A 19,443-nucleotide genomic window follows, 5' to 3' on the forward strand; every position below is an offset into this window, starting at 1 on the left:
GGGGGACTCCAGGGCGTCCCTTCGTGTCACGGCCTCGTGTCGGCCGGTGCGCGCCCGGTCTCGACGCGGCGCTTCCCGAGGCCTCTGCGCTCAGGCGCCTGTTGCTGTCCCGCACCGGGTCGGCGCTACGATGGCCGCGCCCACGGAGGGGCTCATCATGGCGACGAAGTCACGCAAGACGGCTGCTGCGAAGAAGTCACCCCGGCGAACCTCCACCGCGAAGAAGGCGGTCTCGAAGAAGCCCGCGGCCCGGAAGGCCGGCGCGAAGAAGTCCGCGCCGAAGCGGGGCGCGGCGAAGAAGGCGGCGGTGAAGAAGGCGGCGGTGAAGAAGGCTGGCGCCCGGAAGGCGGCCACGAAGAGGGCGGGGGCCGCGAAGCCGGCCGCTCGGAAGGCCGGTGCCCGGAAGGCCGCGGCGAAGCCCGCCGCGAGGAAGGCGGCCCCGAAGCCCGCCACGCGGACGGCTCCGCCCGCGCCCCGCGCCGAGCCGACGCCTCCGCCCGCGAGCGAGCGGCCGGCCACGGGCTCCCCATTCGTGGAGCAGGTGGAAACCTCGTCCGCCGGCATCCAGCCGCTGGCGCCCGAGCACGCGGCGGTGGATGAGCTGACCAGCTCCGGCAACGAGCTGCTCGACATCTTCCAGCGCTATGACCGCAACCGCACCGGCTCCATCGAGCGCTCCGAGTTCGCCCGGCTGCTGGAGGCGCTCGGGCAGAACGTCACCGACGAGGAGCTGGAGATTGCCGTCGACACGGTGGACACCGAGCGCACCGGGAAGATTTCCTGGAAGGCCTTCAAGGCCTGGTGGACCAGCCGCTAGAAGCGCATGAACACCCCGGGGCCGGCGGCGACCGCTTCGTTGCGTCTGCCGGCCGGCACCACCACCGGCACGGGCACCGGCTGGAAGGCGCTGTCCGCCCGGGCGTCCCGCTGCGTGGGCCCGTCCGGCGCGAGCGCGGAGAGGAGCACGGTGATGGCGAACGTCCCCGCCACCGTGCCGAGCACCGTCTTGGCCACCGTGACGTCGCTCACGTCCAGCCGCGAGCCGACGAGGAGCGCCGCCAGCCCCATGCCCAACGGGAACAGGGTGACGTCCCGCAGCGACGCGGGGTGGATTTCCAGGGGGATTGCCAGGAGCCCGCCCACGAGCATCCCCGCCGCGGGGGCAATCAGCAGCGGCGTGAAGCGGAAGCTGTCACCGGACTGGCGCGCGCCGATGTACTCGACGAGCCCGGTGGTGATGAACGCGTAGAAGGACGTCATGCCCACCAGCCCCGTGTCGCCGGAGCTGACGTCATCGCCGCCCGCGGTGAGCAGCAGCACGCTGGCCACCCCCACCTGGGACGTCGTCAGGGCGAGCAGGGCCCGCTGCCGGCTGTCCAGGTCCCACCCGTTGGCGGCGCTCACCCCGGCGGTGAAGCCCAGCGTCGCGGCGCCCGCGGCGAGCAGGGACTCGTTGCGCTTCACGGGCACGAAGTACTGGTAGAGGGTGCTCGCCGTGCCCAGCGAGAGCGCGCCCAGCATGGCCCCCATGTACGCGTTGTCGCTCCGGCCGTTCGGGTCGTCGTAGCTGGCGCCGAGCATGGCTCCGAGGACCATGCCTCCCACGGCCTCGGAGAGGACCAGCGTGGGCCCACCCGAGTCGGCGGAGAGCCGGCTGTAGCGCATGGAGCGCTCCCGGTCTGCCTCCTTCGTCCGGAGCGGCGGCCCGGGCTGGCGCGGCGTGGTCGCGGGCGCTACCGGGCGCGCGGAGGTTTCCGGGCGCGCGGTGGGCGCGGGCCCCTCCGGCTGCTCCGTTCCGGAGGCTTCCGGGGCGGTGAAGGTGGGGGGCGTGGCCCACTCGGGTTCGTCCGGAGACGCGGGCAGGGAGGTGAGGGGCGGTGGCGGGAGCGGGTCCTGCGGGGAGTCGACGGCTGCCGGCTGCTGGGCGCTCGCGAGGGTGGCGGCGAGGCCCAGCACGAGGGCGATGGGGCGCATGGGGAAGCTCCTGTTCCGACCCATTGTCCTTGAGTACAACCCGAATGGGAAAATCCTCCCGGCGGCGGGGGGCGCACACCCGCCGTGACGCGAGGTGACGTGGGCCACTGCCGCCCCGCGCGGTGTCTGGCATGATGCAGGTTCGAGGCTCGGCCCGCGTCGCGCGTGGTGGAGGGAGGTCGAGCTGACCTACACTGGCTGGTAGGGGGAAGGGTGTCCGACCTGGCGTCCAGCGCACATACCGCCGTGTTCGAGCATGCACGTGACGCCGTGCTCGTGCTCGATTCGGCGCAGCGCATCCTGGAGCTCAACCGCGCCGCGGAGCGGTTCTTCGGCCCTCGCACCGGGTTGGTGGGCAGCGCGGTATCGCAGCTCCTCCCCGGGTGGCGTCCGCCCGAGTCGCGCGCGTCCGTGGAGACTCCGCACGAGACGGAGCTGGCCGGCCAGCGCCCCGGGGGAGGAGGGCAGGCGTACTACCTGCGCGTGCTGACGCTGACGCTGCCGGGGCAGGACGGCGGGAGCACGGGGTGGATGCTCCAGCTCCAGGACATGACGTCCCGCCTGGAGGCGGAGGCGTCCATCCGCCAGCAGAAGGAGTTCTTCGAGGCGGTGGTGCGCAACAGCCCGGTGGCCATCGTCACCATCACCCGCCAGTTCCGCGTGCTGTCGTGGAACCCCGAGGCGGAGCGGCTGTTCGGATTCACCCCCCAGGAGGCGCTCGGGCGGCACATCTTCGAGCTGGTGGCCACCGACCAGTCCGTGCTCCCCGAGGCGGAGCGGGCCAGCCGCGAGGTGGTGGCCCGGGGCCGCGTCCACTCCGTCACCCGGCGCGTGCGCAAGGACGGCACCGTGGTGGACGTGGAGCTGCTGGCGCTGCCGGTGTCCGTGGGCGGGCGGCAGCTGGGCTACATCGCCATCTACCACGACATCACCGACCTCCAGAAAGCGCGACAGGCGTCCGAGGCCGCCAACCAGGCCAAGAGCGGCTTCCTGGCCACGATGAGCCATGAAATCCGCACGCCGATGAACGCCATCATCGGCATGACGGGGCTGTTGCTGGACACCGCGCTGTCCGAGGAGCAGCGGGACTTCGTCTCCACCATCCGCCAGAGCAGCGAGGCGCTGCTCACCCTGCTCAACGACGTGCTGGACTTCTCCAAGATTGAAGCCGGGCGGTTCGAGGCCGAGCTGCATCCCTTCGACCTGCGCCAGTGCGTGGAGTCGGTGCTGGACCTGCTGGCGGTGCGCGCCAGCGAGAAGGGGCTGGACCTGGGCTGCGAAGTCGCTCCCTCCGTGCCGCAGATGCTGGTGGGGGATGCCTCGCGCCTGCGTCAGGTGCTGCTCAACCTGGTGGGCAACGCCCTCAAGTTCACCGAGCAGGGCGGCGCCGTGGTGCTGGTGGACGGCGCGCGGAGCGACACGGCGGCGGACGCACCCTGGGAGCTGACCGTCTCCGTGCAGGACACCGGGCCGGGCATCCCCGAGGACATGCGGGCGGGGCTGTTCCAGCCCTTCAACCAGCTGGACGCGTCGGTGTCCCGGCGCTTCGGCGGCACCGGGCTGGGACTGGCCATCTCCAAGCGGCTGGTGGAGGCCATGGGCGGCCGCATCTGGGTGGAGAGCGAGCAGGGCACCGGCACCATCTTCCGCTTCTCCCTCTACGCGCAGGCCGCGGCGCAGCAGCCCGCCATCACCCTGCTCCCGGAGCAGCCGCTGCTGCAGGGCCGGCGCGTGCTCATCGTGGACGACAACGCCATCAACCGGCGGCTGCTGGGACGGCAGCTCCAGTCGTGGGGCATCGACTTCGTGGAGACGTCCTCGGGCGCGGAGGCGCTGGCGCGGCTCCAGGCCGGCGCGCGCTTCGACGTGGCCCTCATCGACCACCTGATGCCGGGGCTGGACGGGCCGGCGCTGGCGGCGCGCATCCGCCAGTGGGGCGACATGCAGGCGCTGCCGCTGCTGCTGCTCACGTCGCCCGGCCGGCGGGGCGTCACTCCGGAGGGGTTGTTCTCCGGTGTACTGTCCCGCCCGGTGAAGGCATCGCAGCTTCATGACGCGCTGATGTCGTGCTTCTCTCACGACGTGACGAAGCACGCGCATGCCGCCCGGGTGGAGCGCTCGCCGCGCCAGAACCCCTTCTCCGGAGAGCGGCCGGGAGACCGGCTGCCCCTGGACATCCTGCTCGTGGAGGACAACCCCACGAACCAGAAGCTGGCGCTGCTGGTGCTCGACAAGCTGGGCTACCGCGCGCAGGTGGCCGTCAACGGGCGCGAGGCCCTCAAGTCGCTGTCGCTGCAGCGCTTCGACGTGGTGTTCATGGACCTGCAGATGCCGGAGATGGACGGGCTGGAGGCCACGCGCCGCATCCGCGCGGAGCTGCCGCCCCACGTCCAGCCGTGGATCATCGCCATGACGGCGAACGCCATGGACTCCGACAGAGACCAGTGCTTCGCGGTGGGCATGGACGACTTCCTGGGCAAGCCCATCCGCGTGGAGGCGCTGGCCGCCTCGCTGCTGCGCTGCCAGCCCCGCCGCTCCGAGGCGCTCCTGGGACGGCGGCCGGCCGCGCCCGTCCCTCCGGCGCCCTCCTTCCTGGACGAGCTGCCCGAGGCGGCGCGCATCCCTGGCCTGGAGCCCTCCGCGCTCTCGCGCCTGTGGCGGGAGCTGGGGACGCAGTCGGGGCAGATCATCCCCGAGCTCATCGAGACGGCCATGCAGAGCATGCCGGCCCTGCTGGACGACGCCTTCACCGCGCTGGAGCGGGGGCGGGTGGATGATTTGGGACGGGCCGCCCACACGCTCAAGTCCAACGCGGCGTGGTTCGGCGCCAGCGCGCTGGAGTCCCAGTGCCGCGACATCGAGCTGCGCGCGGACGCGGGGAACCTGGACGGCATGGCGGAGCGGCTGGAGCGCTGCAAGGCGGAGCTGGACGGGGCGCGGCGGCTGCTGGCGCATCTGCGCGAGCGCATCATGGCCCTGGCGCAGTCCCGGAGCTGAGCGGTCCACTGTCGGCTGGTCGCGGGTTCGGGGGCCCGGCCCCACACTTCCTGTACGCAGCGCGCCTCCCAGGGGCTATCTCTGGGGGCGCTGTCCGGCGCGCACGGAGGAGCGAGGACCATGGCCCGTTACGACTTCGACCTGTTCACCATCGGCGGCGGCTCTGGAGGCGTGGCGGCCAGCCGCAGGGCGGGCTCCCACGGGGCGCGCGTGGCCCTCTGTGAGGACCGCGATCTGGGCGGCACCTGCGTGCACCGGGGCTGCGTGCCCAAGAAGCTGCTGGTGTACGGCTCCCACTTCCATGAGGACTTCCAGGACGCGGCCGGCTACGGGTGGACGGTGCCGGAGCCGACCTTCGACTGGGCGCGGCTGCGCGAGGCCAAGGACAAGGAATTGGCCCGGCTGGGCGGCGTGTATGCGCGGCTCCTGCGCGACTCGGGGGTGACGGTGGTGGAGGGGCGCGGGCGGCTGGTGGACGCGCACACCGTGGAGGTGGCGGGCAAGCAGTACACGGCCGAGCGAATCCTGGTGGCCACCGGCTCGCGGCCGTACCTGCCTCCGGACGTGACGGGCATCGAGCATGCCTTCACCTCGGACGATGCGCTGTCCTTCCCCTCGCTGCCGAAGCGGCTGGCGATTGTGGGGGGCGGGTACATCGGTGTGGAGCTGGCGGGTGTCTTCCACGGGCTGGGCTCGAAGGTGACGGTCATCATCCGCGGCCCCACGGTGCTGGGCGGATTCGACGGGGACGTGCGCGCCTTCCTCACGGAGGAGATGCGCAAGAAGGGCATCGAGCTGCAGGTGGACACCTTCATCCGGGACATCGAGAAGCGCGGGGACGGGGTGAGCCTGCTGACGAAGGCGGGGGAGACGGTGGAGGCGGACGCGGTGCTCTACGCCACCGGTCGGGTGCCCAACTCGGGCGGGGTGGGGCTGGAGGAGGTGGGCGTGAAGCTGGACGGCCGGGGCGCGGTGATGGTGGACGAGTGGTCCCGCACCTCGGTGGAGAACATCTTCGCGGTGGGCGACGTCACGGACCGCCTCAACCTCACCCCGGTGGCCATCGCCGAGGGACGCGCGCTGGCGGAGACGCTGTTCAACAAGAACCCGATGAAGATGGACCACGCCAACGTGCCGTCCGCCGTCTTCAGCCAGCCCCCGGTGGCCTGCGTGGGCCTGTCCGAGCTGGAGGCGCGCGAGCTCCATGGGCAGGTGGACGTCTACGTCGCCAGCTTCAAGCCGATGAAGCACACGCTCAGCGGGCGCAACGAGCGGACGATGATGAAGCTGGTGGTGGAGCGCGCCTCCAACAAGGTGCTGGGCTGCCACATGGTGGGGGCCGACGCGCCGGAAATCATCCAGGGGCTGGCGGTGGCGGTGAAATGCGGCGCCACGAAGGCGCAGTTCGACGCCACCGTGGGCATCCACCCCACCGCGGCCGAGGAGTTCGTCACCATGCGCGACAAGCGGCCGGACCCGGAGGCGGTGCTGGCCGCGGACCGAGGGCATGATGCCGGGGTGACGGGGACGCACTGAGCCACGGCCTTCCGGTGCCGGCCCCCGGGGTGTTCATACCGTGCACGGGACGGGGCTAGCATGCGGCCGGGCCGTCAGGTCCACGCGGGCCCCGCCGTCCGAGATGACCCCGCACCGCACCGGGAGGTGAACCATGAGTGATTCTCCGACGGACTCTTCTCCGCGCCCAGGCTCCTCGCGCATCCGGGGCCTGGAGCAGGTGGACCGGCTGTCGGTGCCCCTGCCGCACGGCACCGAGGTGACGACGCGCGTGGAGCGCATGGCCTCGGGCGGGCGCCGCATTCCCCAGGGCGTGGTGGGCCGCGTGGTCCGCGCGCATGACGGCGGCTTCGACGTGCAGATTGTCGGCGTGGGCGAGGTCTGGTTCGCCCGCGAGGAGCTGGTGCCCCGCCGCATGGGGCAGGTGAACTTCGCCCGTCGCCGCGAGGCGGCATGGAGCGCGCTGACGCCCTGCGTGGTGCTGGAGACGCGCGTGGGCAGCCATGCGTGGGGCCTGGCCAACGAGAACTCGGACGTGGACGTGCGCGGCGTGTTCGCCCTGCCGCTGCCGTGGACCTTCGGCCTCGTGGAGGCGCCGATGGACCTGGTCAGCGCCGACGGCAGCACCACCTATTGGGAGGTACGCAAGACGGTGGAGCAGGCGCTGCGCGCCGACCCGAACACGCTGGAGACGCTGTTCGTCCCCGGCGCGAAGGCCACGGACGTGCTCGGTGAGTGGCTGCTGGCCGAGCGCGGCATCTTCGTGTCCAAGGCCATCTTCGGCAGCTTCGGCCGCTATGCCATGAGCCAGCTCGACAAGCTCACCCGCAGCCAGCGGCTGGCCGAGCACCGGGACTTGCTCCTGGAGTGGCTCTGCGAGGAGCCCACTCCAGACCTGGACGAGGTGGCGAAGCGGCTGGCCGCCGTGTCCCCGCGTGGCGCGCCTTCCCAGCAGGACGCGCTGCTGGCGGCGAAGACGTACGTCAAGCAGCTCTACCGCTCGCTGTGGGACCAGGGGCTGCTGACGGCCAACGACTTCGCGGCGCTCACCGCGTACGCGCGGGGCGGCGGGCAGCGGCCTCCGTCCGCGCGCGAGCTGCGGCCGAAGAACGCCTACAACCTGCTGCGGCTGGTGGCCACGGCCACCGGGTGGCTGCGGCAAGGGGCGCCCACCTTCGAGTCTTCGGGCGCGCTGAAGGCACGGCTGCTGGACATCAAGGCGGGCCGGGTGCCGCTGGAGGATGTGCTGCGGGACGCGGAGGCCATGGCGCCGGAGCTGGAGGCGGCGCACCGCGACAGCAAGCTGCCGGACCACCCGGACTACGAGCGGGCGGACCGGCTGCTGCGGCGCGTGGGAGACGAGGTGGCGCGGCGCTGGGTGCTGAAGGAGCCCGGCCCGCTGGGACGCGACGCGCCGGAGGCCCCGGCCATGGAGTGGAGGGAGTCGGAATGAAGGGCACGCTGAAGGAACATGAGCGCGTGGTGGCGGACCGGGTGCTCGACGAGGAGTCGGCGAAGCGCGAGCACCTCGTCATCGCCCTGTCCGGCGCGCACGCGTATGGCTTTCCCTCGCCTGACAGTGATTTGGACCTCAAGTCCATCCACGTGGTGCCCACCGCGGTGCTGCTGGGGCTCCAGCCGAAGCACATCACCGCCGAGCGGCTCCAGGTGGTGGACGGAGTGGAGGTGGACTACTCGTCCAATGAGCTGCAGCCGGTGCTCCAGGGCATCCTGCAGGGCAACGGCAACTACATCGAGCGCGTGCTGGGTGCCATCTGCGTGCGCGCCTCACCGGAGCTGGAGGGGCTGAAGCCACACGTGCGTGCGGTGCTGTCCCGCCGCGTGCACCGGCACTACCGGGGCTTTGCCTACGGCCAGCTCCGCGAGTGGGAGAAGAGCGGCTTCAAGTCCGCCAAGAAGCTGCTCTACGTCCTGCGCACCACGCTGACCGGAACGCACGCGCTGCGCACCGGCGCGGTGGAGACGGACGTCACCGAGCTGCTGGACCTGTATGGCTTCTCGGAGGCGCACGCGCTGGTGGAGCAGAAGCGGCGCGGGGAGAAGAGCGAGCTGCCGGACGAGCTGAGCAAGAAGTGGCGCGAGGAGGTGGCGCGCTCCTTCGAGGTGCTCGATGCGGCGCTCCCCGAGTCCGTGCTCCCCGAGGACCCGCCCGGGGAGGCCGTGGACGCGCTGGAGGCGTGGATGCTGGACCTGCGACGTCGGCGGTTCGACGCGCCCGCTCAGTAGCGGGCCTGCCGCGCGTGGCGATGTCTGTCATTCAGACGGGGCGCACCGACTCGCGGTGCGCCCCGGGACGACCGCCAGCCCTGGCGGCGGTTACTGGCAGGAGTACGTGTACGTGCCCGGCGTGCTCCAGGTCCCATCCGGGTTGATGGCGCGCACCGTGTAGCCGCTGAACGGGTACGACGAGCCCCAGCAGTCGCTCGCGCGGACATCGTTCCGGAAGGCAGTGCCCAAATCCCAGTTGCCGCGCCGACGCAGCTTCTCGTAGGCGGCGACGCGGTCCACGGCCTCAATCCACGTCGAGTCCGCGGCGAGCACGTCGCGGCGCTTCTCCAGGAACTTCTGGAGCCAGGCGCTCTCGGTGATGCCGTTGTAGCCGATGACGGGCGCCACCTGTCCCGAGTTGCCGAGCGCGGTGTTGGCGGACCGGATGAGGCTCCGGGCGCCGGACTCACCGTGGTTGATGAAGGCGTCGTACAGCGCGGCCTTCGACAGCGCCTGCGTGAGGCCCCACTTGCCGGCCTCGGTCATCGCTGGCGTGTAGTAGAGCTTGTCGTTGACCTGGTCCTGGCAGCTCTTGAAGTCCGCCCGGGTGGTGGTGTTGTTGTAGCTGGTCGCCCAGTCCGCCCGCCAGTTGCCGACGGAGTCGAGCTCGGCCGTCGAGGCCTGGGACTGTCCCGTCGAGAGGAAGCGGTTGTTGATGGTGGTGAGGCCCGCCATGTATTTCGCCATCAGGTTGCCGTTGGCCGCGCTCCGCAGCGCGTTGTAGCACTGGATGACCTGGATGGCGTCGCCCGTTCCCGTGCAGAAGCCCGCGCGCCCGTTCGTGTATCCGCGCCCGTCCTGGATGTTCTCCGAGTACGCGTAGTTGATGGACGGCGTGTCGTTCTCCCAGATGCTCGTCAGGTCCTCCGCCACCTTCTTCTGGTTGGCGCTCAGCCCCGGGCCCGGATTCGTGCCGCCACAGCTCGGGTCGGTGATTGTCACGTTGCTCGCCGTGAAGGACACGTTGGACGTCGTCGAGTAATAGAACGTGTACGACGCATTCACGGCGACCGTCAGCGCCGAGGTCCGCGAGTAGGTGCACGTCGTGCCGCTCTGGGTATGCGTCCAGCCCGGCTCGTCGTAATCACAGACGATGCCGCTCGGGACGCCAAAGGAGACGGTGGGGCTCGTCATCGCCGCCGTGCCGGTGTTCTTGAAGACAATCGTGCCCCACCAGTCCGCGCCCACGTAGGTGTTCGTGGTGATGGCGTACGAGCAGGCGGCCAGCGACTGTTCCGCGACGGGGAGCGCTTCCTCCGTGCCCTCCAGGTCCGGCGCGCAGCCCGCCAGGGCCACGGTGATTCCCAGCAGCGCCCCCCGCCAGCTCCAGACCCGACGCCTCTCCTGTCGACGCACTCCCATGTCCTGGTTCCTTTCGCGGCGCGGGCGGTGAATGGCAGATGCAGCCGCGCCAGCGCCGGAATACCAGAAAGAATTGAGTGGCGTCAGGATGGAGCGTTTTCGAGCCCGGAGAGCTTTCGATTGCGGACCTTCAGCCAGGCCTGCTGCCGGAAGAGGTACGCGGAGCAGGCGCGGCGCCAGGTCCACACCTCGGGCAGTTCCCACCAGCGGGCGGGCGGCTGGATGCCGTGGTCGCGCAGGTTTCCGATGCCGCGGTAGCCGACGCCGTCGAGGCCGTAGGCGCTGTTGGACTCCAGCATGAGCACCTTGTCCGTGGGCGCGTGGTGGTCCACGACGAGGAAGGTGTGCCCGGAGCGCCACTGGTTGCGCCAGCCCTGCACCAGCGTCCACGGGTGGGGCGGCACGTCCGGAGAGGGCGCGGGAATGCCCATTCCGCTCTCCACGGCGGCCGTCACGGGCGCGAAGTAGTCCTCCGTGGACGAAATCATCATCTGACGGTGGCGGCGCGAATCCCACTCGAAGGCGGTGCCGTGCGCGTCGGCGAAGGCCTTCACCGTCAGCGCCTCGACGAAGGTGCAGCAGTTGTTCACCGCGGGCGGCGCGATGGGCAGACGGACGCCCGGGAGCACCCACGGGTAGCGTGCCTGGTCGAGCTCGTAGCGGAAGTCCTGGAACGCGGGCAGCAGGCTCGTCAGCCGCTCCTCGTCCACCGCGAGCGGCTCGACGCTGAAGGACAGGCGCTCCACGGCAGGGGGCTTCTCCAAATCCAACAGCCGGGCGTACTGCTGGGTGCGCCAGCGTACACATATCCAGGTGTCGAGCGCGCCCAGCGTCGGCACCTCGAGTCGCGCGTAGTCGGTGTCCGGCGTCGGAGCGTTCCGTCGCTCCTCCAGGACGTGGTAGTCGCCCGGCTCGACGTAGCCCTCGAACTGCGTGCTCGTGTCTGGCAAGACGAAGCCGCGCAGCCGGATGGGCAGCCGCGCGACGCGATAGGTTTCCGCCATGGACGTCCTCCGTGAGGAAGTGTGTCGTGCATCATCGCACGTCCGCCCGACACGGTTGCTGGCCAGGGAGGGCGCGGGCGGCCTACAACTCCGGGGACGCCATGCTCATGCGCTTCCGAATGCTGTCCGCCCTCGTCCTGACCTCCGCGCTGCTGGCCTGCGCCACCCGTGGCGCGGCGCCCACGCCCCAGCCCCCGACTGCTTCGCCCATGAAGACACCTTCTCCTCTCGACCCGGCCGCCGAGCAGTACGTGAAGCTCGTCCTCGCGGTGGGCCAGCATGACGGCAACTACGTGGATGCGTACTACGGGCCAGAGGCCTGGGCCGCGGAGGCCAAGGCCGCCCAGGTCCCCCTGCCGGAGATTGGCGAGCAGGCCGCCGCGCTGGTGAAGACGGTGGAGGCGGTGCCGGTGCCCGCGGAGCCGCTCCTGGCCATGCGCCGCCGCTTCCTGCTCACGCAGCTGTCTGCCCTGGCCGCGCGGGTGCGGATGCTGTCGGGCGAGAAGTTGAAGTTCGACGAGGAGAGCCAGGCCCTCTACGACGCGCGCGCGCCGCACCACACGGCGGCCCAGTTCGAGGAGGTGCTGGCGGGACTCGACCGGCTGGTGCCCGGCCCCGGCCCCCTGGCCGAGCGCCTGGAGCGCTACCGGCAGGGTTTCGTCATTCCCAAGGACAAGCTGGACGTCGTCTGCCGCGCCGCCATCGACGAGTCCCGGCGCCGCACGCTGAAGCACGTGACGCTGCCCGCGCATGAGACCTTCACGCTGGAGTTCGTCACCGGCAAGCCGTGGGGCGGCTACAACTGGTTCAAGGGCAATGCGACGAGCCTCATCCAGATCAACACCGACCTGCCCCTCTTCATCTGGCGCGCCATCGACCTGGCGGCGCACGAGGGCTACCCCGGCCACCACGTCTACAACGCGCTGCTCGAGCAGCACCTGGTGCGCGAGCGGGGCTGGGTGGAGTTCACGGTGTACCCGCTCTTCTCGCCCATGTCGCTCATCGCCGAGGGCAGCGCCAACTACGGCATCGAGGTGGCCTTCCCCGACGCGGGCGCCTACGCGCGCGACGTGCTCTTCCCCCTCGCGGGGTTGGACCCGAAGCTCGCCGACGACTACGTGCGCGTGGAGGAGCTGTCCGGGAAGCTGTCCTACGCGAGCAACGAGGCCGCGCGCGGCTACCTGGATGGCACGCTCAGCCGCGAGGCGGCTCGCGACTGGCTCGTGAAGTACGGGCTGATGTCCCCCGAGCGCGCGACGCAGCGCCTGGCCTTCATCGACACCTATCGCGCGTATGTCATCAACTACAACCTGGGCCGAGACCTCGTGGCCGGGTACATGGAGAAGCAGGTGGGCTCGGGCGCGACTCCCGAGCGACACTGGGAGGTGTTCCGGGAGCTGCTGTCCTCACCGGCCCTGCCAGCGGACCTGCGCTGAGCCTGTGCTTCCCGTGGCAGGGGGCTCGCTCAGTGGGCGAGCGCCGCGAGAAGCCGCCCACCCCTTCCGACTGGCGGTCCAGCCACATGCCGAGGATGTCGTAGTCGCCCGCGTTCCGCTCCATCCAGGTTGCGGCCCTTCAACACGGGCCCGGAGGAGCGGTTGCAGGGCGTTTGCGCTCAGGGCGTCAGCTCCACGTCGAGCGTGGTTCCCTCGGGGCGGTGGCTCCATTCCCGGAAGGCCGCGCGGAACTCCTCCAGCGTCTGGGAGAGCGCTCCGCGCGGGGCGGACCGGGCGTCCACGCCGATGATGAAGGGGCCTGCTGGAGAGGATGGAGGCAGGGGGCGGGCGAAGACGCGGCGGTCTCCCTCCAGTCGGTACACCAGCGCGGTGAGATGCCCGAGCACCCAGCCCGCGGCAGCCTCGTGTGCCTCTGCGGACGGGGCTTCGAGGGTGAGCACCAGCCGGCCAGGCAGCTCGCGGGACAGGTCCACCGGCTCGAACATCGCTTCCCAGGACTCCGCCGTGCCCTGGGCTCGCGCCTCGTCGACCCGGCGCCGGGCCAGGGTCAGCTCGTCCCGGAGCACGCGGTACGTGGAGCGCGAGATGTTGCGCGCGGTGTTCCGCACCGGGGCGGCGGGCGCGATGACGGGCATGAGGTCCCGCTTTCCGTCGGGCCGGTAGCGCGCCGTCTCGGACGTGAGCGTCACCGGCTGGGGCCAGGGCCAGCTGGCGAAGGTCTCGAAGAAGTGGGCGAGCAGCGCCACGTCGGAGTCCGTGTGCTCCCGGGGCGCCCGCGTACAGGCCCAGGCCGCCAGCACCGACCAGGACAGGCCGCCCAGGTAACCCAGCGCGTGCGAGTAGATGCCGCGTGCCTTCGCCCACGCCTTCACCGTCCGCAGCAGCGTGCGGAAGCGCTCGGGGTCGGCGCCTGCTCGCGTTACCTCGTCGAGCAGGCGCTGCGTGTCCGCGAGCCCCAGGACGGAGCGGTGGCCAGCGTTGTCCAGCGCGTCGCCGTGCAGCACCAGCAGCTCTTCGGGAGGGCAGGGGGCGACGCCTTCCGGAGGGCTCGCGTAGGAGATGTCGAAGCTCACTCCGCCGAGGGACAGCTTCACCAGGGGAATGGCGGCATCGGCCACGTAGCGGGCGGATGCTCCGGGCTCACGGGGCAGTTCCTGGAGGAGGGCGTGCGCGAAGTCCTCGCGCGACAGGAGCGAGGGACCGATGGCCACCGCGTCGACGTCGCTGCCCGGTCCATCCGTCCCGAGGAGGTACGAGCCGTACGGGTACAGCTCCGTTCCAACGCGTGCACAGAGTGCCGTGAGCTGCTCCACCGCCGTGGTGCGAAGGGCTCGGGCGTCGGGAGCGTCCGTGGCGGAGTGTCGGGACAGCACTTCGCGGAGGCGGGCGTCCTCTTGCACGAACTGGGCGTCGTCCGCGTGGCCGCGTTTCCGAGGGGAGCGGGCGTCCGCGGAGGGCGTGGTCGTGCTGCCCTTGCGTGCGCGGTCGTCTCCGGCAGGGCTGTTCTTGTCGAGCCGGTGCGTGTCCTCGGGCTGAGGCGGTGTGCCGAGCCCGGTCGGCGGGCTGCTCCCTCCTGGGGCGCGACCGCTCCCTCCGCCCCTGCCTCCGAGCGGAACCCGCCGGAGGACTTCGAACGGGGTGTCGCCCTGTCTCCGGATGATGCAGACCTCACGGGCTTCGAAGGTGAGCGGGCGCCAGTGCTTCTCCCAGCCGGCGAGCGTGCGCGCGATTTCGGCGGCTCCCGAGCGGGGAAGCTGTCCGACGGAGAGGTGCGGCGTGAAGCCGCGTGCGGCCTTGCGCCCCGGGTCGGTGCACTCGGGCAGCGCCTCTTCCAGCGCCGCATGCAGGGCTTGGAGCGCTCCGTGCGGCCGGTCCTCCGGCTTCAGCCACGCCGTGACGTTGGCGCGGTGCTCGAAGTGGTGGAACCCGGCGAGCGTCACCTCGAAGGGCTTCACGTTTCGCAGCGCCGCCGCGAGCACGGCCTCTGCCTCGTCGAAGTACTCCTCCGGCAGGAAGGGGTAGAGCAGGGTGACGTGCGGCATCCAGCGCGTGAACTTGGAGTCGTGCTTCCGGCGCAGCGCCTGGATGGGCTCCCACACGGCGTCGGGAGGGATGAGCACCACCGCCGTGTGGTGGACCAGCGGGGCCGTGCGCGTCCGGGCGTGAGCGGGTGCTGGCACCGCTCTGGGTCGTGGGGCTTCGCCGCGTCGCAGGACACAGCGAAGACCGAAGTGGTCCGACAGGTAGAGCGCATCCCCGGTCGGTGCCGGCGGTCCTTCCAGCGGGGACTCTCCGAGGAGCTCCACCGTCTCCGGTGCGAGCCGCCCCGAGGGCGAACACACCATCACCCTGTCCAATCGCTGACTCAGGCCCGAGGTGGTCGTGAAGGCCGCCAGCGCATTGCGCGAGGGGTCGTACGTCTCCCCGCGCTCCGTGGGCCGCAGCGCGGGCCAGGCGTCCACGAACCCCGCATGGGTGAAGGTGTCGGCTTCGGGCTCGCCGTCGCCGAAGTTGAAGTCACCTGCCAGCACCACGTCGGGAGCCGTGGCTCCGGCCTGCGCGCCGAGCGAGCGGGTCCACTCGACGAGTGCCTGGACCTGGGTGGCTCGTGCACTCCTGCCCGAGGCCGCGCGGTTGCTCATCAGGTGGTGGGTGGCCACCCACAGCGAGCCGCCGCTCAGCGCGAGCTCGCCCGCGATGACCCGCTTGTCGCGGGTGAAGGCGCGCTGGCACAGCGAGGAGAAGGGGAGGCGGGACAGGATCACCTGTCCATAGGGCGTCACCGTGACGGCGTCCGGGCCTTCGGAGAGCCAGTACTGCTCACGCACCCACGGCTCCGCGAGCAGCGCCTGGAGGAAGGATGCGGTGACTTCCTGCAGGGCGATGACGTCCGCGCGGGTGTCCCGCAGCAGGGCGAGCACCGCGGGCGTCCTGCGCTCCGTGGCGAGCAGCTCTCCGTCGTACAAATCGAAGAGGACGTTGAGCGTGATGACGGTGAGGTGCTCGGGCGAGGGGAGGGGCTCGGTGGCCACCGGCCGGCTCGGAGCCTTCGCCCAGGCGCCGGTGCTCGTATCGAAGCGCCAGGCCGGCAGGGGTGTGAAGCTCGCGGCCACGGGCTGCTCACTGGAGGCCGACGCCACCGGAGCGGACCTGGGCGCTACGACCACCGGCGCGGGGGCTGGGTCCACCCCGGAGGGAACCGCCACCGGCGCGGGCTTCGCCGGTGGCGGGGTGAGGGAGTCCAGCAGGTCGAGGCGCTGCCGGCGGTCCCACACCACGTGTCGGCCGCGCTTGAAGTACCAGACGCGGTGCCAGGGGATTTCGCCATCCGGGACGAACGCCTCGAAGGGCATCTCCTCCAGCGCTTCGAGGTGCGCGTCGTAGCCGATGATGAACTCGCGAGCGTCCAGCCGCGGGTCCCAGCGGATGCGGTGGTACACCTCGCGGCTGGTCGTGAATCGTTCCTGGGACATGACGGCCGCTCGCGAGAAGAGAGAAGAAGCGTATACCCGCCCGTGGCATGCACCGGGGCCGGCACGCGAGCCTCCTGACGCCGGGCCGACATCCCGGCTGACAGGCCCCCCGCGCCGGGCTGCTCGCTCAGGAAGGATTCACTCCCGCCACCAGATAGAAGCGGAACTCGCCCGAGTTCACGCCGTACGCCACGTCCACGCCCACCAGGGGCAGCACGACGTTGCGCAGGTACAGGCGCAGCCCGCCGCCCACGCCCTGCGCCAGCGTGGCCTCCTTCAGCCCGCCCTCCGTGCCCGGCAGGTAGCCGCGCACCACGCGCCCATTCACGTCCCGGAGCTGGCCGTCCTCCGGGATGTCGCGCCACAGCATCAACCCCGTGTCCGAGAACGCCACCCCCCGGAAGGACAGCGAGCGCACCGTGAAGAGGGGGAAGTGGTACTCGGCGGTGAAGGACAGCCGCGTGTCGCCCCGGAACTGACGGTGCAGGAAGCCGCGCAGCGAGTTGCCGCCCATCACCAGTTCCTGGTGGAACGGAAGGTCCATTCCAACGACGGCCTCGCCCCTCAGCACCAGGTTGTGCTGCTCCAGCAGCCGCAGGCCATGCCGGTAGAGCAGCCCGAAGCGCCGGTAGCGAAACTCGCTCCACACGCCCGGGCTGGAGACCTCGTACGAGCCCTCGATGTTGAGGCCCTCCATCACCGCGTGCAGGTTCTGCCGCGTGTCCACGCCCACCATCAGCCGCAGCGACGTGTCCCGCTGCGACGGGCCCGTGGAGAAGGCCTCGGTGGTGACCTCCTCCTCGTCGCTCGGCGGCTTCGCGTCGATGAGCATCAGCCGGTACTTCGCGGCCGCGCGCACGCGCTCGAAGATCATCACCCCGAACTCTCCGGCAATGGACGCCGAGTTCATGCGCGTGCGGCGCACCACCTCCGGGTCCTCCTGGCCCGCGCCGGCACGGTATTCGTCCACGCGGTCGCTGCGAAGCTGCCCCTCCAGGCTCAGCTTCAGCTGCGGCTGGCCGAAGAGGTTCGGGTCCAGGTAGCCGACGAACAGACCGCTCTCCGCCGTGCTCACCTGCGCCGCCGTCGCGAACTTCTTGCTGCGGCCCCACAGGTTGTTCTCCGCGTACAGCAGCCCGCCGCCGACGTTGGCCGAGGACAGCGCGAAGGTGGGTGCCACCACCCAGGACGCCTTGTCCTCCACCTCCAGGATGAGCCGCACCCGGTCCGGCCCCGTGGGCTCGGTGCTCACCCGCACCTCCTGGAACAGGCCCGTGGCCACCAGGCGCCGCTCCACGCGGGTCAGCTCCTCGGGGGTGACGCCGTCGCCCGCGCCGATGCGCGAGTACGCCTGCACCGTCTCCGGACGGGTCTTCTCCGGGCCGCGCACGACGACTTCGTCCACCACCTGCACCGGCCCCTCGTCCCGCGCGTCCACGCGTGGCGCCAGCAGCCCCAACACCAGCGCCGCGCACCACCTCATCACTTGTCCACTCATTGCTCGTGCCACGTTCGTGTCGTCTTCCAGGGGCCGCCGGCCTGTGCCCACGGGCCAACCCTACCCCCAGACGCCGCCCCGCCGGACATCTGCTATGCCCCTGTTTCATGATTTCACTCATCCGTCAGCTCCGCCGCCGGCGCCTGCTGGGCCGTCCCTTCCCGGCGGACTGGCTGGGCCACCTCGACGCGCGGGTACCCTTCTTCCGCGCGCTGTCGCCCGCCCTGCGGGAGACCTTCCTCGACAAGCTCAAGGTCTTCGCCTGGGAGAAGGAGTTCATCGGGGCCGGCGGGCTCACGATGACGGACGAGATTCGTGTCGTCGTCTCCGCCACGGCCGTGCAGCTCGTGGTGCACCTGGACCTGTCCTATTACGACCGGCTCCGGGAGGTCATCGTCTATCCCGAGGCCTTCAAGCTGCCGGACCGCACCGGCGTGGTGCTGGGCGAGGCGAAGCACTGGGGCTCCGTCATCCTCTCCTGGCAGGCGGTGCTGGCGGGGCTGCGCAACCCGGCCGACGGCCATGACACCGCCGCCCACGAGTTCGCCCACGTGCTGGACCGCGCGGACGGCGCCTTTGACGGCACACCCAGGTTGCGGATGTACTCGCATTACCAGACCTGGGCCTCGGTGATGAGCGAGCACTTCCAGAAGCTCCAGGAAGGCCGCCGCCCGGAGCGTCAGGTGCTGGACGACTACGGCGGGCTCAACGAGGCGGAGTTCTTCGCAGTGGCCACCGAGTCCTTCTTCGAGAAGCCCCGGCAGATGCAGGAGAAGACGCCGGAGCTATACGAGGAACTGAAGCGCTTCTACGGTTGGGACCCGGCCACGGGCACCTGAAGTCCCGCGTGTTCCGCCGGGCTGTGGTACGCGGTGGGAGGCGGTGGTGAACATTCTCCTGGAGGAGCCTCATCATGTCCGCACCTGGCAGCACGGCTGCTTCCATGTTCATCGACCTGGAGCGCGAGGCGTGGCGGGCGCTGCGTGCCTCCACCCCGCTGCCCCTGACGGCGGCCGACATCGACGGGCTGCGCGGCCTGGGCGAGCAGCTCGACGTGGAGGAGGTGGCGGACGTCTACCTGCCGCTCTCCCGGCTGCTCAACCTCCAGGTGGCCGCGGCGCAGCGGCTGTGGGCGGAGCAGCAGGCGTTCCTCGGGGGCTCGGCGCGCAAGGTGCCGTTCATCATCGCCATCGCCGGGAGCGTGGCGGTGGGCAAGAGCACGACGGCCCGCATCCTCCAGGCGCTGCTGGCACGCTGGCCGGACCACCCGCGCGTGGAGTTGGTGACGACGGACGGCTTCCTCTTCCCCAATCGCGTCCTCACCGAGCGCGGGCACATGAAGCGCAAGGGCTTCCCGGAGAGCTATGACCGGCGCGCGCTGGTGCGCTTCCTCGCGGAGCTGAAGGCGGGGCGCGCCGAGGTGTCCGCGCCGGTGTACTCGCACCTCGTCTACGACGTGGTGCCTGACGAGGCGAAGGTCATCCGCCAGCCGGACATCCTCATCCTGGAGGGGCTCAACGTCCTCCAGTCCGGCCCGGTGGAAGGGAAGCGGATGCCGGGCACGTTCCTGTCCGACTTCTTCGACTTCTCCATCTACGTGGACGCGCACGAGCAGGACATCCGCCACTGGTACGTGGGCCGCTTCCTCCAGCTCCAGCAGACGGCATTCCGCGACGAGCGCAGCTACTTCCGCCGCTTCTCCGAGCTCACCCAGGAGCAGGCCGTGGCCATGGCCGAGTCCGTCTGGGCCGAAATCAACGGGCCGAACCTCGCGCAGAACATCGCGCCCACCCGCTCGCGCGCGCGGCTCATCCTCACCAAGGGCCCGGACCACAAGGTGAAGCGGGTGCGGCTGCGCAAGCAGTAGCGGCGCG

The 19,443-nt window shown here is 70.9% G+C and carries 14 protein-coding genes; 8 read left to right on the top strand and 6 right to left on the bottom strand.

The window, feature by feature from the left end; genetic code table 11:
* Positions 1 to 90: 90 nt before the first annotated feature.
* Entirely contained in the window at positions 91 to 519 is a 429-nt protein-coding gene (locus G4D85_RS49525; protein WP_240359405.1) for a hypothetical protein, read from the bottom strand.
* 22 nt (positions 520 to 541) lie between these two features.
* Between G4D85_RS49525 and G4D85_RS49530 the strand changes: the two genes are divergently transcribed.
* Positions 542 to 817, top strand: a complete 276-nt coding sequence (locus G4D85_RS49530; protein ID WP_240359406.1) for an EF-hand domain-containing protein — start codon at positions 542 to 544, stop codon at positions 815 to 817.
* On the opposite strand, the gene G4D85_RS20685 is transcribed toward G4D85_RS49530, so the two are convergent.
* The gene (locus tag G4D85_RS20685) at positions 814 to 1,974 is read right to left on the bottom strand and encodes a hypothetical protein (RefSeq protein ID WP_164014559.1); all 1,161 of its coding nucleotides are present in this window, start codon (positions 1,972 to 1,974) and stop codon (positions 814 to 816) included. The genes G4D85_RS49530 and G4D85_RS20685 overlap by 4 nt on opposite strands.
* Before the next feature lie 213 nt (positions 1,975 to 2,187).
* On the opposite strand from G4D85_RS20685, the gene G4D85_RS20690 reads away from it, so the two are divergent.
* From G4D85_RS20690 to G4D85_RS20705, 4 genes are all read left to right on the top strand, one after another.
* Positions 2,188 to 4,971: a response regulator gene (locus tag G4D85_RS20690; RefSeq protein WP_164014561.1), complete on the top strand. Its 2,784-nt coding sequence runs from the start codon at positions 2,188 to 2,190 to the stop codon at positions 4,969 to 4,971.
* A 120-nt stretch (positions 4,972 to 5,091) separates the two neighbouring features.
* Complete coding sequence (gene gor / locus G4D85_RS20695) at positions 5,092 to 6,507, top strand: glutathione-disulfide reductase (RefSeq protein WP_164014563.1); 1,416 nt, start codon at positions 5,092 to 5,094, stop codon at positions 6,505 to 6,507.
* Positions 6,508 to 6,640: 133 nt separating this feature from the next.
* A complete protein-coding gene (locus tag G4D85_RS20700) occupies positions 6,641 to 7,939 on the top strand; it encodes a DNA polymerase beta superfamily protein (protein ID WP_164014565.1) in 1,299 nt (432 codons plus the stop codon).
* Entirely contained in the window at positions 7,936 to 8,733 is a 798-nt protein-coding gene (locus G4D85_RS20705) for a nucleotidyltransferase domain-containing protein (RefSeq protein ID WP_164014567.1), read from the top strand. Before G4D85_RS20700 ends, G4D85_RS20705 begins: the two co-directional genes overlap by 4 nt.
* A 90-nt stretch (positions 8,734 to 8,823) precedes the next feature.
* Here G4D85_RS20705 and G4D85_RS20710 read toward each other — a convergent pair whose 3' ends face one another.
* Together G4D85_RS20710 and G4D85_RS20715 are read right to left on the bottom strand one after the other, a co-directional pair.
* Complete coding sequence (locus G4D85_RS20710) at positions 8,824 to 10,137, bottom strand: chitosanase (protein ID WP_164014569.1); 1,314 nt, start codon at positions 10,135 to 10,137, stop codon at positions 8,824 to 8,826.
* An 83-nt stretch (positions 10,138 to 10,220) separates the two neighbouring features.
* The gene (locus G4D85_RS20715; RefSeq protein ID WP_164014571.1) at positions 10,221 to 11,141 is read right to left on the bottom strand and encodes a hypothetical protein; all 921 of its coding nucleotides are present in this window, start codon (positions 11,139 to 11,141) and stop codon (positions 10,221 to 10,223) included.
* Positions 11,142 to 11,248: 107 nt separating this feature from the next.
* On the opposite strand from G4D85_RS20715, the gene G4D85_RS20720 reads away from it, so the two are divergent.
* Positions 11,249 to 12,577, top strand: a complete 1,329-nt coding sequence (locus G4D85_RS20720) for a hypothetical protein (protein WP_205525635.1) — start codon at positions 11,249 to 11,251, stop codon at positions 12,575 to 12,577.
* A gap of 179 nt (positions 12,578 to 12,756) precedes the next feature.
* Here G4D85_RS20720 and G4D85_RS49535 read toward each other — a convergent pair whose 3' ends face one another.
* Together G4D85_RS49535 and G4D85_RS20730 are read right to left on the bottom strand one after the other, a co-directional pair.
* Positions 12,757 to 16,071 (bottom strand): poly(A) polymerase, encoded by a 3,315-nt coding sequence (locus G4D85_RS49535; RefSeq protein WP_240359407.1) that lies wholly within the window; start codon positions 16,069 to 16,071, stop codon positions 12,757 to 12,759.
* A gap of 127 nt (positions 16,072 to 16,198) precedes the next feature.
* Positions 16,199 to 17,554 (bottom strand): BamA/TamA family outer membrane protein, encoded by a 1,356-nt coding sequence (locus tag G4D85_RS20730; RefSeq protein WP_240359408.1) that lies wholly within the window; start codon positions 17,552 to 17,554, stop codon positions 16,199 to 16,201.
* Positions 17,555 to 17,676: 122 nt separating this feature from the next.
* On the opposite strand from G4D85_RS20730, the gene G4D85_RS20735 reads away from it, so the two are divergent.
* Positions 17,677 to 18,408 carry a M90 family metallopeptidase gene (locus tag G4D85_RS20735; RefSeq protein WP_164014577.1) on the top strand — a complete coding sequence of 244 codons (732 nt, stop codon included), beginning with the start codon at positions 17,677 to 17,679 and terminating at the stop codon, positions 18,406 to 18,408.
* A gap of 74 nt (positions 18,409 to 18,482) precedes the next feature.
* Complete coding sequence (gene coaA, locus G4D85_RS20740) at positions 18,483 to 19,436, top strand: type I pantothenate kinase (protein ID WP_164014579.1); 954 nt, start codon at positions 18,483 to 18,485, stop codon at positions 19,434 to 19,436.
* Positions 19,437 to 19,443: the final 7 nt, after the last annotated feature.

The organism is Pyxidicoccus trucidator, from assembly GCF_010894435.1.
In the GTDB taxonomy this organism is placed as follows: Bacteria; Myxococcota; Myxococcia; order Myxococcales; family Myxococcaceae; genus Myxococcus; species Myxococcus trucidator.

Bases quoted from the DNA above. Each gene is read 5' to 3' on its own strand.
- G4D85_RS20685 (WP_164014559.1), bottom strand. From the start codon at position 1,974: ATGCGCCCCATCGCCCTCGTGCTGGGCCTCGCCGCCACCCTCGCGAGC.
- gor (WP_164014563.1), top strand. From the start codon at position 5,092: ATGGCCCGTTACGACTTCGACCTGTTCACCATCGGCGGCGGCTCTGGA.
- G4D85_RS20700 (WP_164014565.1), top strand. From the start codon at position 6,641: ATGAGTGATTCTCCGACGGACTCTTCTCCGCGCCCAGGCTCCTCGCGC.
- G4D85_RS20705 (WP_164014567.1), top strand. From the start codon at position 7,936: ATGAAGGGCACGCTGAAGGAACATGAGCGCGTGGTGGCGGACCGGGTG.
- G4D85_RS20710 (WP_164014569.1), bottom strand. From the start codon at position 10,137: ATGGGAGTGCGTCGACAGGAGAGGCGTCGGGTCTGGAGCTGGCGGGGG.
- G4D85_RS20715 (WP_164014571.1), bottom strand. From the start codon at position 11,141: ATGGCGGAAACCTATCGCGTCGCGCGGCTGCCCATCCGGCTGCGCGGC.
- G4D85_RS20720 (WP_205525635.1), top strand. From the start codon at position 11,249: ATGCGCTTCCGAATGCTGTCCGCCCTCGTCCTGACCTCCGCGCTGCTG.
- G4D85_RS49535 (WP_240359407.1), bottom strand. From the start codon at position 16,071: ATGTCCCAGGAACGATTCACGACCAGCCGCGAGGTGTACCACCGCATC.
- G4D85_RS20730 (WP_240359408.1), bottom strand. From the start codon at position 17,554: ATGAGGTGGTGCGCGGCGCTGGTGTTGGGGCTGCTGGCGCCACGCGTG.
- G4D85_RS20735 (WP_164014577.1), top strand. From the start codon at position 17,677: ATGATTTCACTCATCCGTCAGCTCCGCCGCCGGCGCCTGCTGGGCCGT.
- coaA (WP_164014579.1), top strand. From the start codon at position 18,483: ATGTCCGCACCTGGCAGCACGGCTGCTTCCATGTTCATCGACCTGGAG.